Source organism: Acrocarpospora phusangensis, assembly GCF_016862995.1.
Taxonomy (GTDB): domain Bacteria; phylum Actinomycetota; class Actinomycetes; order Streptosporangiales; family Streptosporangiaceae; genus Acrocarpospora; species Acrocarpospora phusangensis.
Genome location: NZ_BOOA01000025.1, coordinates 1 through 13,533, shown reverse-complemented (window position 1 = coordinate 13,533; position 13,533 = coordinate 1). Strand labels below are relative to the sequence as shown.

The window sequence follows — 13,533 nt, the reverse complement described above, 5'->3', positions numbered from 1 at the left end:
CAACCACCCCCGTACGGCGGTGGGCAGCGGTCCCGATTTCACCGCCGCATCTGGACGTTCACGCACGCCCGGGATTGGGTGTGCCCGTGACCAGATTGACCGACCTGACGGTCGGCGACTTAGCGGTGAGCTACGGTCCGGTCCGCGCGCTGGGCGGCCTGTCCCTGCGCGTTCCGGCCGGATCGATCGTCGCCGTACTCGGCGCCAACGGCGCCGGGAAGACCACCCTGCTGCGGGCGGTTTCGGGCACCCTGCGCTTCCATCGCGGCGTCTCCCGTGGCGTGATCGAGTTCGGCGGGGCGCGGCTGTCGGGGCTGAGCGCCTCCGCCGTGGTGGCCAGGGGCATCGTGCAGGTGCCGGAGGGCCGCCGGGTGTTCGCCCGGATGACCGTGGAGGAGAACCTGCGCGCGGGCGGGCTCGGCCGGCCGCGCAAGGCCGCCCGGCTGGCCCGGGACCGGGTGCACGAACTGTTCCCGGTGCTGCGGGAGCGGGCCGGGCAGCGCGCGGGGCTGCTGTCGGGCGGCGAGCAGCAGATGCTCGCCATCGGCAGGGCGCTGATGGCCGAACCGGCGGCGCTGCTGCTGGACGAGCCCACGCTGGGGCTCGCCCCGCTGGTCGCGGCCAAGATCGCCGAGACGATCCGGGAGATCAACGCGCTGGGCACCTCGGTGCTGCTGGTGGAGCAGAACGTGGCGATGGCGCTGTCGCTGGCGTCGTACGCGTACGTGCTGGAGGTGGGCGAGGTCGCGCTGGAGGGCCCGGCCGGTGAACTGGCCGCCAGCGACGAGGTCCGGCGGCGGTATCTGGGCGTCGCGGACGCCGTCGAAGGGCGGCTCGCCACGCGTACTCTCCCGAGGTGGTCCGCATGAGCACGGCATACCAACCGGACGGTATGGAGCCGCTGGAGGTGCGCGGGGTGACCGTGCGGTTCGCCGGGCTCGTCGCGCTCGACGAGGTCAGCTTCACCGTCGCGCCGGGGTCCGTGCACGCGGTGATCGGGCCCAACGGCGCGGGCAAGTCCACCTGTTTCAACGTGCTCTCGGGGGTCTACAAGGCCACCGCGGGCAGCGTGCGGTTCGGCGGCACCGAGCTCACCACCCGCAAACCCCATCAGGTGGCCGCGCTCGGTGTCGCCCGCACGTTCCAGAACATCGCGCTCTCCCCGCACCTGCCGGTCCGCGACAACCTGATGCTCGGCCGCCACCGGCTCACCCGCGCCGGTTTCGTCTCGGCCGGGCTCCGTCTCCCGCACGCCCGCCGGGAGGAGCGCCGCCACGCGGCCAGGGTCGCCGAGATCGCGGAGTTCGTCGGGCTCGCCCCCCGGCTCGCCACGCCGGTCGGGCTGCTCCCGTACGGCGTGCAGAAACGGGTCGAACTGGCCCGCGCCCTCTGCATGGAGCCCCGGCTGCTCCTGCTCGACGAGCCGGTCGCCGGCATGAACGGCGGCGAACGCCAGGAGATGGCCGAACTCATCGTCTCGGTACGGCGGAGCCTCGGCATCTCGATCCTGCTGGTCGAGCACGACATGGGCATGGTGATGCGGCTCGCCGACCGGGTCACGGTCCTCGACTTCGGCAGGCGCATCGCCGACGGCACCCCGGCCGAGGTGCAGAACGATCCCCGCGTCATCGGCGCATATCTCGGCAAGGAGGGTACGTGACCACGTTCCTGGAGCTTCTCGTCAACGGAATCTCCATCGGGGCCGTCTACGCGCTGATCGCGCTCGGGTTCGTCGTCATCTTCAAGGCGACCGAGGTGGTGAACTTCGCGCACGCCTCGCTGCTGCTCGCGGGCGGCTACCTGGTGGCGCGGCTCCACCCGCTCGTCGGGTTCTGGCCGGCGCTGCTGCTCGGCGTCTCGGCCGCCGCGGTGGTCGCGGCGCTGATCGAATTCCTGATCATCCGGCGGGCGAATGTGGGCTCGCACAGTGTGCTGGCCATCGTCACCATCGGCGTGGACATCGTGCTCACCACCGAGCTGACCCGGCAGATCGGCACGGAGGTGCTGGCCGTGGGCGACCCCTGGGCCGACTCCGTGGTGCGCGTCGGCGGGATCACCGTGGCCGAGACCAGGATCGTCGCCCTGGTCACGGCCTCGCTCCTGATCGGGGCGTTCCTGCTGGCGTTCAAGTACACGGGCTGGGGCGTGGCCATGCGGGCCACCGCGGAGGACGCGGAGACGGCCGCGCTGATGGGCATCCGGCTGGGCAGGGTCTCGCTCGGCGCGTGGGCGGTGGCGGGGGGCCTGGCCGCGGTCGCCGCCGTGTTCCTGTGCGTGTTCCCGACGCCCGGCCTGGACCGCAGCACCAGCCTGGCCGCGATCAAGGCCTTCCCGGCCGCGATCCTGGGCGGGCTGGACTCCACCACGGGCGCGCTGGTGGGCGGCCTGATCGTGGGCGTCACCGAGGCGCTGATGAGCGGCTACCAGAACGATCTGGCGTTCCTGGGCCGGGGCATCGGCGACGTGGCCCCCTTCCTGGTGATGATCGTCATCTTGCTGATCAGGCCCGCCGGGCTGTTCGGGACCAAGGAGCCGGCCCGTGTCTAGGATCCTGTTCTGGGTCGCGGTGGCGGCGCTGACCGTCGCGGTGCCGTTCTATCTGGACGGGTTCTGGCTGCAGACCGGGCTGTTCGCGATGTCGGCGGCCATCGGCGCGATCGGGCTCAACCTGCTCACCGGGGCGACCGGGCAGCTGTCCATGGGGCACGCCTTCTTCCTGGCGGTCGGGGCGTACGCGTACGTGTTCCTCGCCGCGGAGCCCACCAGGACGCTCGGCGGGCTGGGGCTGCCGCCGGCGCTGGCGGCGGTGCTGGCGGTGCTCGCGGCCGGAGTGGCGGGCGGGCTGTTCAGCCCCATCGCGAGCCGGTTGAAGGGCGCCTACCTGGGCATCGCCACCCTCGCGCTGATCTTCGGCGGGCAGCACGCGCTGTTCAACGCCGAACCGGTGACCGGCGGGTTCAACGGCCGGGCCGTGCCGCCGATGGAGCTGTTCGGGTTCGTGTTCGCCGACTCCCCCGAACTGGTCCTGCTCCAGGTGCCGTTCGGCTCGCTGGAGCGGCTCTGGTTCCTCGGCGCGCTGCTGCTCGCGGGCGCGGCCTTCTTCGCCAGGGGCGTGCTGCGCGGGCGGCCGGGCCGGGCGATGAACACCATCCGCGACCACGAGATCGCGGCCGGCGTGATCGGCGTCCCCGTCACCCGTTACCGGGCGGGCGTCTTCGTCCTCTCCTCCATGTACGGCGGCCTGGCCGGCGTGCTCCTCGCCCTGGTCTTCCAGCGCACGGTGCCGGAGTACTTCGGCGTGCTGCTCTCGCTGGACTACCTGGCCATGATCGTCATCGGCGGCCTCGGCTCGGTCACCGGCGCGGTGATCGGCGCGGTCTTCGTCTCGATGCTGCCGCAGCTGCTCACCCGCTACAGCGACGCGATCCCGCTGATCGCCGCCCCCGGTTCCGGCGGGGTCTCCCCCGCCGAGGCGGCCCGCATCCTGTACGGCGCCGCCGTCGTCTCGGTCGTGCTCTTCCTCCCCGGAGGCCTGTACGGCCTGCTGCGCAAGATCCGCCCGCATCTGACCGGCCTCAGGCTCCGCCTGGCCCCGTCCAAAATTTCCTCAGGCCCCCAAACCAGGAGTTCCCATGTTCCCTAACCGAACAGCCTTAGCGGTCCTGGCGGCGCTCGCCCTGGCCGTGTCCGCCTGCGCGAGCGAGAAGGCCACCGGCGGGGCCGCGCCCGCCACCGCCACCGGGGGCGACGGCGTGAAGACCGGCCCCGGCGTCACCGCCGACTCCGTCACGCTCAGCCTGCTCACCGACCTGACCGGCCCGTACGCGTCGCTGGGCAAGAGCCTCACCCAGGCGCAGCAGCTCTACTTCGAGCAGGTCAACGCGGCCGGGGGCGTCTGCGGCCGGAAGGTCGAGCTGGTGGTCCGCGACCACGGGTACGACGCGCAGAAGGCCATGGCCGCCTACACCGAGGTGGCGCCGCGCTCGGCGGCCATCCCGCAGTTCATCGGCTCCCCGATGGTGATCGCGCTCAAGGACAAGATCACCACGGACAAGCTGCTGACCATCCCGATGGCGTGGGCCACCGGGCTGCTGGGCAGCGAGGCCATCCAGGTCACGGGCACCACGTACGACGTGGACATGATCAACGGGGTGGACTTCCTGACGAAGGAGAAGGGCATCAAGGCCGGCGACAAGATCGGCCACCTGTACTTCGAGGGCGACTACGGCGAGAGCTCCCTGGACGGCTCCAAGTACGCCACCGAGAAGCTCGGCCTGACCCTGGTGGAGCAGAAGATCAAGGCCACCGACCAGGACATGACCGCGCAGGCCACCGCGTTCAAGAAGGCCGGGGTGAAGGCCGTCCTGGTCTCGGTCGGCCCCCGTCAGGCCGCCTCGCTGGTGGGCGTCGCGCTGGCGTCCGGCATGGACGTGCCGTTCGTCGGCAGCAACTCGGCCTACAGCCCGCTGCTGCTGGCCACGCCCGCCGCGCCCGCCCTGCTCAAGGACTACTACTACGTGACGGCCGGCGCGCCCATCAGCGCCCCGCTGCCCGTCTACGAGAAGCTGATCAAGGACTACGAGGCGCGTTTCGCCGGTCAGCCGCTCGACAGCGGCGTCTCCGCCGGCTGGACCGCCGCGATGATCATCGGAGACGCGCTGGCGAAGGCGTGCGACGCCAAGGACCTCAGCCGGGAGGGCATCATCCGCGCCCACCGCTCCCAGAACGCCTGGGAGGGCGGCCTGGGCGGCACCCCGATGGACTTCACCGGCTTCGACCAGCCGGCGTCGCGCGCGTCGTACGTGGTCAAGCCGGACAAGGACGCCGTCGGCGGGGCGGTCATCTTCAAGGAGGCCGCCGTGTCCGACCTCGCCAAGGACTACCAGGTCCCCCCGGCGAGCTGACGCGCGACGGCGGCCGCTCCCCCGGCGGCCGCCGGCCCTTCTCCCTCCCGGAGGCCGCCGTGCTCCGCGGCAGAACCCCCCACCAGACCGCCCTCACCCACCTCCTCGACGCCGCCATCAGAGGCTCAGGCGGCGCCCTCCTCTTCCACGGCGCTCCAGGAACAGGCAAATCCGCCCTCGTGGAGTACGCGGCAGCGCTCTCGGACAGACCTGATTCCACGCCCACGCCCGGCGCGGCCGGGCTCCCGGACCAGCTGGAGGGACCTGGTCCCGTGCCGATCGCGGCAGCAGGTCCGGGCTCGCCTGCGGAACCTGCTTCTCCACCGGGGTGCGATGCGGCGGAGCTCTCGGACCGGGCCGTGCCGCCGCTCGTCGCGGAGCGACCTGGTTCCGGAGCGGGCGGGAGCGGGCGCGTCATGGTTCTTCGCGTTCAGGGTGTCCGGGGTGAAAGCGAGGTGCCGTACGCGGGGGTGTACTCGCTGCTGCGGCCGTTAAGGCGGTCGGTGCCCGCGCTGCCGGGGACGAAGCTGGTGGATGGGCTGGTGGACGGGCTGGAGCGCGGGGTGGAGCCGGGGGAGATCGTCGTCTCGGCGGCGGTGCTGAATCTGCTCTGTTCGGTGGGGCGGCCGGTGCTGGTGTGCGTGGATGACCTGGATCTGCTGGACGCGCCGAGCCGGGAGGCGTTGCTGTTCGCGGCCAGGCGGCTGGCCGGGGAGCGGGTCGCGATGGTGTTCGCGGCCGGGGCGGACGTGCCGGACATTCCGTCGGTACGGCTGGAGCGCCTGGATGAGCGGGCCCGCCGGGAACTGGTGGACGACCTGGCTCCGGGCCTGGGTGAACCGCTGCGGGCGGCGATCGACCGGATCGCCCGCGGCAACCCCCTGGCGGTGACCGAGGTGGTCGCCGCCCTCTCCCCGGACCAGCTGGCCGGGCACGCGCCGCCGCCGGAGGCGTTGCCGAGGGACGGGCGGCTGGCAGGCGCGTACGCCGCGCAGATCGGGCGTCTGCCGATGTGGACCCGGGATCTGCTGCTTCTGCTGGCCGCCGATCCCGGGCTCGAACTGTCGGCGCTCGTGCGGGCCGCCGAGCCGGAGTGCGCGTCCGCCGGGCTGGAACCGGCCGAACTGGCGGGGGTGGTACGGCTCGCCGGTGACCGTTTCCGGTTCGTGGAGCCGAATGTGGGGGTGGTGGTCTATCAGAGGGCTTCGTCGTTGCGCAGGCGGGGTGCGCATCGGCGGCTCGGGGCCGTACTCGATGGGGAGGGGCAGGAGTTGCGCCGGGCCTGGCATCGGGCGGTGGCGCTGGACGGGCCCGGTGAAAGGCTCGGTGAAGAGTTGGCCGCCGCCGCGGGTGGTTCGAGGCCGGGGACCGGGCACCTGTCGTTGTCCGTCGCGTTCGAGCGGGCCGCTGATCTGAGCGCGTACGGCGAGGTGCGGGCCGCGCGGCTGGCTTCCGCCGCCCAGCATGCCTGGCTGGAGGGGCGTCCGCATCGGGCCAGAGTTCTGCTCGGCCGGTTGCGGTCGGGGGCGATGCCGGAGGAGCTGCGGCAGAAGGCCGAGCTGATCAGGGCCCGGCTGGAGCTGCGCGGCGGGGCCACGACGAACGCCAGGGACGAGTTGCTCGCGGTGGCGGAGTCACTGCTCGGACGGGATCGTGACCTGGCGGTCCGGGCGTTGATCCGCGCCGGCGAGGCCAGCTATCTGGCCGGGGACCACCGGCGGTTCGTCGCGATCGCGCGGGACGCGGCACGCCTGCGCCGCCCGGACGACCGGCCCGCGGCCCAGCTGATGTTCGACTACCTGACCGGTCTGGCCGCATCCTTCCTGGGCCGCCACACGGAAGCCGCCACACCCCTCCGCCGAGTAGTGGAACTCGCCCTGTCGGCTCCCGGCTTCTCCGCACCCGGCCTGTCCTCATCCAGCCTGTCGATGCCGGGCGCGTCGTCATTCGGACGATCGTCATCTGGCCCGGGGACGCGGGGTCTGTCCTTGTCCGGCCCGTCGATGTCGGACATGTCGTCGCCGGATCTGTCGGTGCCCAGCCCGTCGGTGCTGGTGTGGGCGGCGTGTGCGAGCTTGATGCTCGGCGATGATGTGCCGGCGTTGCAGCTGTCCACGCGGGCGGTCGAGACGGCCAGGGCGCTGGGGGCGTTGACGGCCGTGCCGCAGGTGCTGGAGTTCGCGGTGAACAGCCAGTTCTGGATGGGACGGTACGCGGCGGTGACCGCTGACGCCGCCGAAGGGCTGCGGCTGGCCCAGGAGACCGGGCAGCGGAACAGCGCCGGGCAGCATCTCGCCTGGCTGGCCATGATGGCGGCCGTACAAGGCGACGAGGAGTCGTGCCGGATCCGGGCGGACGCGGCGATCGACCTGGCGGGGACCCACGGCGTGAGCATCGCGGGGGCGTTGAGCACGTGGGCGCTCGCTCAGCTCGACCTGTCCCGGGGGCGCGCGTCGGACGTCCTCCAGCGGCTCAAACCGTCCCGGACCGGCCATCTCGTGGTACGGGTGATCGCTACCCCCACGCTGGTGGAGGCGGCCGTACGAACCGGGGAACGGGATCGGGCCGAGGCGGCGCTGGCCGTGTTCGAACGGTGGGCGGACAGCACCCGCAGCCCCGACCGGCGGGCGCTCGCCGTGCGGTGCCGGGCCCTGCTGGCGGGCCCCGGCGCGGCCGGGGAACTGTTCCGGGAAGCACTGGACCTGCACCGGCAGGGCTTCTCGGAGTTCGAGACCGCGAGGACCGAGCTGCTGTTCGGCAGCGCCCTGCGCCGGGAGCGCCGCCCCGGGGCCGCCCGCGAGCACCTCCGCGGCGCGCGGGACACCTTCGAACGCCTGGGCGCGCGAATCTGGGCGGAACAGGCGGGCAGCGAACTACGCGCGACCGGCGAAACGGTCCGCCAAACCCGGCCGGCGGCCACCCACGACCTCACCGCCCAGCAACTCCAGATCGCCCGCCTCGTAGCCGACGGCGCCACCAACCGTGAAGTCGCGGCCCGCCTCTACCTCAGCCCGCGAACGATCGAACACCACCTCAGAAACATCTTCACCAAACTCGACATCCGTTCCCGCGTCGAGCTGGTCCGCCTCCTCGGCTGACCGCCCAGACTCCTCACACGCCGGGCATTAAATGGACCGGACGCCGGGTTCTCGCCGCTATCCGGCACCGTTAACGCGGGCGACACCGCTCACCCACCGGCGCCAAGACGAGCCGGTCCATTCCGTTAGTGGCTTATGCCGCACAAACCACGCCGCGCTCCACATGTCGGGCTCCAGGCGACGGACCTCATACGCGGGACTCCGCGCCAGGTTCCCTACGCTGGCTTCACGCCCGGGACTTCACGCCCGGGACTTCATGTGCCGGGCGAGGCCGCGCCGTGAATTCGGGCGGCCTCGCCCGGCTTGGATGATGCCGTGCGAGATCGCCCGGTCAGCGCATCATCCCCTGGCGGCGGGTGGGCGTTCCCATGGTCTTGCCGATGGTTCTGCCCATCGTCTTGCCCATGCTGTGGCCCATGGACGAGGCCATCGTCTTGCCCATGGTCCGGCCGATCGGAGCACCGGCACGGCCCATGCGACGGCCCATGCCACGACCCATCGTGCGGCCCATGCCACGACCCATCGTGCGGCCCATCGTGCGGCCCATGCCACGGCTCATGCTCCGGCCCATCATCGAGCGGCCCATGCCACGACCCATGGGCCTGCCGGGGCGTCCCATGAACATGGACATCAGGCGGTCCAGCATGGTCATGCCGCGGCGGCGCCGGCCGACCAGGCCCATGGACTCGGCCAGGTTCATCAGCATGGGACGGCGTCCGCGTCTGGAGAACATCGTGTGGCGCGTCTGCCTGCGCCGCATCAGCGTCCGTACCAGCGCGCCCATCAGGAGGGCGACGGTCCCGTAGGCGGCGGGGTGGCGGCCGGCCTGGTCGGCGACCTGGTGGGCCCCGGACCTGGCCGTCGTCCTGGCGGTCACGGCCTTGGACCTCATGCTCTCCTTGGCCCGCGCCTTGACGTCGGTCTTGGCGGCCAGGGCGGCCACCGTGCGGCCGAGTTCCTCCCGGGTCCTCTCCGCGTCCTCGGCGATGGCCGCGACGTCTTCGGACCCCGTCCGGTGGTGCGGGCGGGTCATCGATGCGCCCTCCCCTCGGTGACGCCGGAGCGGACCGCGTCGATGTCGTTCCTGACACCGTTCACCGCCTGGGTCGGCTTGGGCGGCATGGCCCCCTTGACCCGGCTCCTGCCCACGGCGCCCATGATGCCCGCGAGGATCATCAGGGCGGCGCCGACGACCAGGGCGGCCAGCCAGGCCGGCCACGGGATGGACAGGGCGATGATCACGCAGGCGACCAGCGCGCCGGCCCCGAGCAGCGCCGTGACACCGGTGGCGCCGAACAGGGCGGCGCCGGTCCTCGCCTGGCGCCCCTTGCCCACCACTTCGGCCCTGGCCAGGCGCATCTCATCCTTGATGAGGCGGGATACCTGGTCGGAGGCCTGCTGTACTAGCTCGGCGGTGGACTGTGACTCCTTCTGGTTGACATACATGGTCCCTCCTTCCCCCATTTACTTCGCCTACCCGATTTATCCCGTTGAAACCATATTTGCGAGTTTTCGTCATCAATGCCGCGTTCTAGTCAGCCGCCGTAGTACGGCGTCAGGAACGGCATCGGAACGGGGGTGGCCACCGGAATGCACGCGGGCTGCCGCAGGTTCATCAGCCGGTACATCAGCCGCCGGAGGTTGCGGTGGAACCGTCCCGGAGCAGAGGTGAGCATGTTCGTCACCCGCCGCCGCTGTTCGGGCCCGCGCGCGGCGGCGGCCCTGGCGAGCTGGACCGCCAGCGGCTGGTGCCGGTTGATCCGGGACGCGATCTCCGCCAGCTCGCCGAGCGGGGTGCCCGGGACCGCGTGCTCCGGCGGCGATCCGGCCAGGAGGACCGGGAGGCCGAGGGCGGCGCCGTACAGGGCGGCGGGGCCGTGGTCGCCGACCACGAAGTCGGCCGCGACGAGCACGCCGAGCCAGTCGTCCTTGGGCTGCACGACCTGGAGCCCCCGGCGCTGGCTGTCGGCCAGCCAGGCCCGCACCCGCCACGACCCGTACGCGGACCAGACTCCCGGGTGCAGCAGGGCGACCACCCGGTACTCGCTGGCGGGCAGCTGGCGTACCAGGCGGCTCATCAGGTCGGCGGCGGCCGACAGGGACTCGGGCCCGGGGGCGCAGCCGACCGCGACCAGCTTCTGGCGGGGCCGTACGTCCAGGGCCCGGCGATAGAGCTCGCGGTCGGGGACGCTGATAGCCAGGCGGTCGTAGACCGGGTCGCCGGCCACCTCGGCCACCGGCAGGGCCTGCGGGCACTCGCGCGCCAGCCGGCCCAGGTCGGCCCGGTGCGGCAGCACGATGGCGTCCGGGACGACGGCGCCGTCCCGGAGCAGGCGCTGCGCGTCCGGCCCGTACGCGCCGTGCCCGCAGGCCACGCGGCGGCCCGGCGCGCGCGGGGCGAACCTGCCGGATCCGTCGCCGTGGGTGCCGTAGGTCCCGTGAGCTCCGTGAGCTCCGTGAGCTCCGTGAGCTCCGTGAGCTCCGTGAGCTCCGTGAGCTCCGTGAGCTCCGTGACCCAGCACGAGCAGCGGCGCGCGCAGCTCGTGCACCGGTCCGTGACCGTCCGCGACGGCCAGGTCGAAGGGCTCGCCCACCGCCCGCCGCCAGGGCAGCGGCACCCCGCCGAGCCCCGCCATGAACTCGGCCTCCCCGTCGCCGTACGCGTCCTCCGCGAGCGTGAACAGCACCTGGACCCGCGGGTCCGGCTGGACCAGCTGGACCGCCTCCAGCAGGCGCCGGCCGGACGCGGCGGTGTGCACGACCACCAGGACGGTCTTGCGGTTCCCTCGTGTGACCCGCCCGCGGGCCTCGGGCCCCAGCGGGGCCCGGCTCGGTTCCTGACTCCGCATCCTGTTTCTGCAGCCCCCTCGGTCCAGCGTCCGGACGCGGGCGCTCCCCCCGGACGCGCCCTCTCCCGCCAGCGTCCGCGCCGAACCTTGCGGAAACCCTTGCGGCTTCCTTACTTACCTTGTCAGCACCCCGCACCCGGCCAGGTCAACCCCGCGCGCCCATTTACGAAAATCGTTCCCAATATGCGACATTCACAGCAATGCCGTTTATTTTGCTGCAAATATGGTTAGCGAATTCGAATGGGAACTCGAATTTGACACCAGAATGATCGACGACCATTATTGGACCGGACCGGAGACGTAATGGGCGAACTAAAGACGGGTAATGCCCGGCAAAATCCTCGACGCCCATTGTGATCACTGAATTCGACCACGGAAGACCATCGGCCGCTGAGAGCAGGACCCGGAGGTGAAATCCACCGGGATGGGAAGAAAAGGGCCCCGGAATCACGGGCCACCCCGCTGCGCGACCTGAGGAGTGCTGTGACCGTTCAGAACGATCAGCTGAGCCTGGGCACCACCGCCGCCCGCCAACTCGCCACCACCACCAAGACCGTCCCGCAGATGCAGGGCATCTCGTCGCGGTGGCTGCTGAAGGTGTTGCCGTGGGTGGAGGTGCGGGGCGGCGCCTACCGGGTCAACCGGCGGCTCACGTACACCGTCGGCGACGGGCGGGTGACCTTCACCAACGTGGGGGCCTCCATCCGGGTGGTCCCGCAGGAGTTGTGCGAGCTGCCGCTGCTGCGCGGCTACGACGACGTGGACGCGCTGGAGGCGCTGGCGAGCCGGTTCGTGCAGCACGACTTCCAGGCCGGCGACGTGATCGTCACCTCGGGCTCCCCCGCCGAGGACGTGGTGCTGATCGCGCACGGCAGACTCGACAAACTCGGCGTGGGTCCTTACGGGGACGAGTCCGTGCTGGGCACCCTGGCGGACGGCGACCATTTCGGCGACCAGTCCCTGCTCGGGCCGGGCACGTGGCCGTTCACGGTCAAGGCCACCACCTCGGGAACCGTGCTGACGCTGCCCCGGCAGGCGTTCGAGGAGTTGCTGGCCCAGTCCGACACGCTGCGCGCCCAGGTGGACGCCTACCAGTCGACGGCCGACCGCCCGCAGGACCGGCACGGCCAGGCCGCCATCGCGGTCGCCGCCGGCCACCACGGCGAGGCGTCCCTGCCGGGCACCTTCGTCGACTACGAGGTCTCCCCCCGGGAGTATGAGCTGAGCGTCGCCCAGACCGTGCTCCGGGTGCACACCCGGGTCGCCGACCTCTACAACGACCCGATGAACCAGACCCAGCAGCAGTTGCGCCTCACCATCGAGGCGCTGCGCGAGCGGCAGGAGCACGAGCTCGTCAACAACCGCGAGTTCGGCCTGCTGCACAACGCCGACCTGAAGCAGCGCATCCACACCCGCAGCGGCCCGCCCACCCCCGACGACCTGGACGAGCTGCTCAGCCGCCGCCGCAAGACCCAGGTCTTCCTGGCCCACCCGCACGCCATCGCCGCCTTCGGCCGCGAGTGCACCAAGCGCGGGATCTACCCGGACCCCGTGGATCTCAACGGGAACCACGTCCCGGCCTGGCGGGGCGTGCCGATCCTGCCGTGCAACAAGATCCCGATCAGCGAGTCCAGGACCACCTCGATCCTGGCCATGCGCACCGGGGAGGACGATCAGGGCGTGGTCGGCCTGCACCAGACCGGCCTGCCCGACGAGGTCGAGCCCGGCCTGAACGTGCGGTTCATGGGGATCAACGACCAGGCGGTCATCTCGTATCTGGTCAGCGCGTACTACTCGGCGGCCGTGCTGATCCCGGACGCGCTCGGCGTGCTGGAGAACGTGGAGCTCGGGCACTGATGACCACGACCGGGGAGTCGATCGAACGGCGCCCGGCCCACGCGGTGCCGGACTCCCGCGCGGTGCTGGACTGGGGGCGGGCGCTGCTGCGCCCGGCCCTGGGCCCGGCGGTGGACCGGCTGCCGCCGTTCATGCGCCACATCACCGGATACCACCTCGGCTGGTGGGACGCGCACGGCGTCCCGGCCGAGGCCGGTGGCGGCAAGGCCGTGCGGCCGACGCTGACCCTGCTGGCGGCCGAGGCGGTGAACGGCGACGCCGAGGTCGCCGTGCCCGCCGCGGTCGCGGTGGAGCTGGTGCACAACTGGTCGCTGCTCCACGACGACGTGATGGACGGCGACGCCACCCGGCGGCACCGGCCCACGGCGTGGAGCGCGTTCGGGGTCAGCCAGGCCATCCTGGCCGGAGACTCCGTGCTGGCGCTGGCCTTCGACGTGCTGGCCACCAGCGGGCACCCGCTCGCGCACGAGGCGGTGTCGGAGCTCAACACGGCCGTGCAGGAGCTGCTGGGCGGGCAGAGCTCGGACGTGGAGTTCGAGGGCAGGGCCGAGGTGGAACTGCCCGAGTGCCTGGCCATGGCGAGCGGCAAGACCGGCGCGCTGATCGCGTGCGCGTGCGCGCTCGGCGGTCTGTTCGGCGGCGGCACGGCGGCCCAGATCGAGCATCTGCGCGCGTTCGGCGACCGCCTGGGCCTGGCGTTCCAGCTGGCCGACGACCTGCTCGGCATCTGGGGCGACCCGAAGGTCACCGGCAAGCCCGTCCACTCCGACCTGGCCAACCGCAAGAAGTCGCTCCCCGTCGTGTCGGCGCTCAGTTCCGGCACGG

At 71.9% G+C, this 13,533-nt stretch carries 11 protein-coding genes and 1 pseudogene; 9 read left to right on the top strand and 3 right to left on the bottom strand.

The annotated features are described in order from the left end of the window. Positions 1–95 precede the first annotated feature (95 nt). From Aph01nite_RS16700 to Aph01nite_RS16675, 7 genes and pseudogenes are all read left to right on the top strand, one after another. Complete coding sequence (locus Aph01nite_RS16700; protein WP_204041900.1) at positions 96–869, top strand: ABC transporter ATP-binding protein; 774 nt, start codon at positions 96–98, stop codon at positions 867–869. Beyond that, the gene (locus Aph01nite_RS16695; protein ID WP_239161748.1) at positions 866–1,660 is read left to right on the top strand and encodes an ABC transporter ATP-binding protein; all 795 of its coding nucleotides are present in this window, start codon (positions 866–868) and stop codon (positions 1,658–1,660) included. Before Aph01nite_RS16700 ends, Aph01nite_RS16695 begins: the two co-directional genes overlap by 4 nt. Then, complete coding sequence (locus Aph01nite_RS16690) at positions 1,657–2,547, top strand: branched-chain amino acid ABC transporter permease (protein ID WP_204041809.1); 891 nt, start codon at positions 1,657–1,659, stop codon at positions 2,545–2,547. The genes Aph01nite_RS16695 and Aph01nite_RS16690 overlap by 4 nt, the downstream gene beginning before the upstream one ends. Next, positions 2,540–3,643 carry a branched-chain amino acid ABC transporter permease gene (locus Aph01nite_RS16685; protein WP_239161747.1) on the top strand — a complete coding sequence of 368 codons (1,104 nt, stop codon included), beginning with the start codon at positions 2,540–2,542 and terminating at the stop codon, positions 3,641–3,643. The genes Aph01nite_RS16690 and Aph01nite_RS16685 overlap by 8 nt, the downstream gene beginning before the upstream one ends. Continuing rightward, positions 3,633–4,904: an ABC transporter substrate-binding protein gene (locus Aph01nite_RS16680; RefSeq protein ID WP_204041808.1), complete on the top strand. Its 1,272-nt coding sequence runs from the start codon at positions 3,633–3,635 to the stop codon at positions 4,902–4,904. Before Aph01nite_RS16685 ends, Aph01nite_RS16680 begins: the two co-directional genes overlap by 11 nt. Positions 4,905–4,963: 59 nt before the next feature. Beyond that, positions 4,964–5,101: pseudogene (locus Aph01nite_RS42635) on the top strand (ATP-binding protein); the annotation flags it as partial. Positions 5,102–5,320: 219 nt separating this feature from the next. Beyond that, positions 5,321–8,002, top strand: coding sequence for a helix-turn-helix transcriptional regulator (locus Aph01nite_RS16675; RefSeq protein ID WP_373872301.1), 2,682 nt, complete (start codon positions 5,321–5,323; stop codon positions 8,000–8,002). Between the two features lie 331 nt (positions 8,003–8,333). On the opposite strand, the gene Aph01nite_RS16670 is transcribed toward Aph01nite_RS16675, so the two are convergent. The 3 genes from Aph01nite_RS16670 to Aph01nite_RS16660 form a co-directional block, all read right to left on the bottom strand. Beyond that, positions 8,334–9,035, bottom strand: a complete 702-nt coding sequence (locus Aph01nite_RS16670) for a DUF3618 domain-containing protein (RefSeq protein ID WP_204041806.1) — start codon at positions 9,033–9,035, stop codon at positions 8,334–8,336. Further along, a complete protein-coding gene (locus Aph01nite_RS16665; RefSeq protein ID WP_204041805.1) occupies positions 9,032–9,448 on the bottom strand; it encodes a phage holin family protein in 417 nt (138 codons plus the stop codon). Before Aph01nite_RS16665 ends, Aph01nite_RS16670 begins: the two co-directional genes overlap by 4 nt. An 89-nt stretch (positions 9,449–9,537) precedes the next feature. Further along, positions 9,538–10,851 carry a hypothetical protein gene (locus tag Aph01nite_RS16660; RefSeq protein WP_204041804.1) on the bottom strand — a complete coding sequence of 438 codons (1,314 nt, stop codon included), beginning with the start codon at positions 10,849–10,851 and terminating at the stop codon, positions 9,538–9,540. Positions 10,852–11,334: 483 nt separating this feature from the next. Here Aph01nite_RS16660 and Aph01nite_RS16655 point away from each other — a divergent pair, with 483 nt between their 5' ends. Together Aph01nite_RS16655 and Aph01nite_RS16650 are read left to right on the top strand one after the other, a co-directional pair. Further along, a complete protein-coding gene (locus tag Aph01nite_RS16655) occupies positions 11,335–12,708 on the top strand; it encodes a family 2B encapsulin nanocompartment shell protein (protein ID WP_239161746.1) in 1,374 nt (457 codons plus the stop codon). Beyond that, on the top strand, positions 12,708–13,533 hold an 826-nt coding region (locus Aph01nite_RS16650), incomplete at its 3' end, for a polyprenyl synthetase family protein (RefSeq protein ID WP_204041803.1). The genes Aph01nite_RS16655 and Aph01nite_RS16650, both read left to right, overlap by 1 nt.

Coding starts and splice junctions, on each gene's coding strand:
- Aph01nite_RS16660 (WP_204041804.1), bottom strand. CDS start 10,851: ATGCGGAGTCAGGAACCGAGCCGGGCCCCGCTGGGGCCCGAGGCCCGC.
- Aph01nite_RS16665 (WP_204041805.1), bottom strand. CDS start 9,448: ATGTATGTCAACCAGAAGGAGTCACAGTCCACCGCCGAGCTAGTACAG.
- Aph01nite_RS16695 (WP_239161748.1), top strand. CDS start 866: ATGAGCACGGCATACCAACCGGACGGTATGGAGCCGCTGGAGGTGCGC.
- Aph01nite_RS16675 (WP_373872301.1), top strand. CDS start 5,321: ATGGTTCTTCGCGTTCAGGGTGTCCGGGGTGAAAGCGAGGTGCCGTAC.
- Aph01nite_RS16680 (WP_204041808.1), top strand. CDS start 3,633: ATGTTCCCTAACCGAACAGCCTTAGCGGTCCTGGCGGCGCTCGCCCTG.
- Aph01nite_RS16670 (WP_204041806.1), bottom strand. CDS start 9,035: ATGACCCGCCCGCACCACCGGACGGGGTCCGAAGACGTCGCGGCCATC.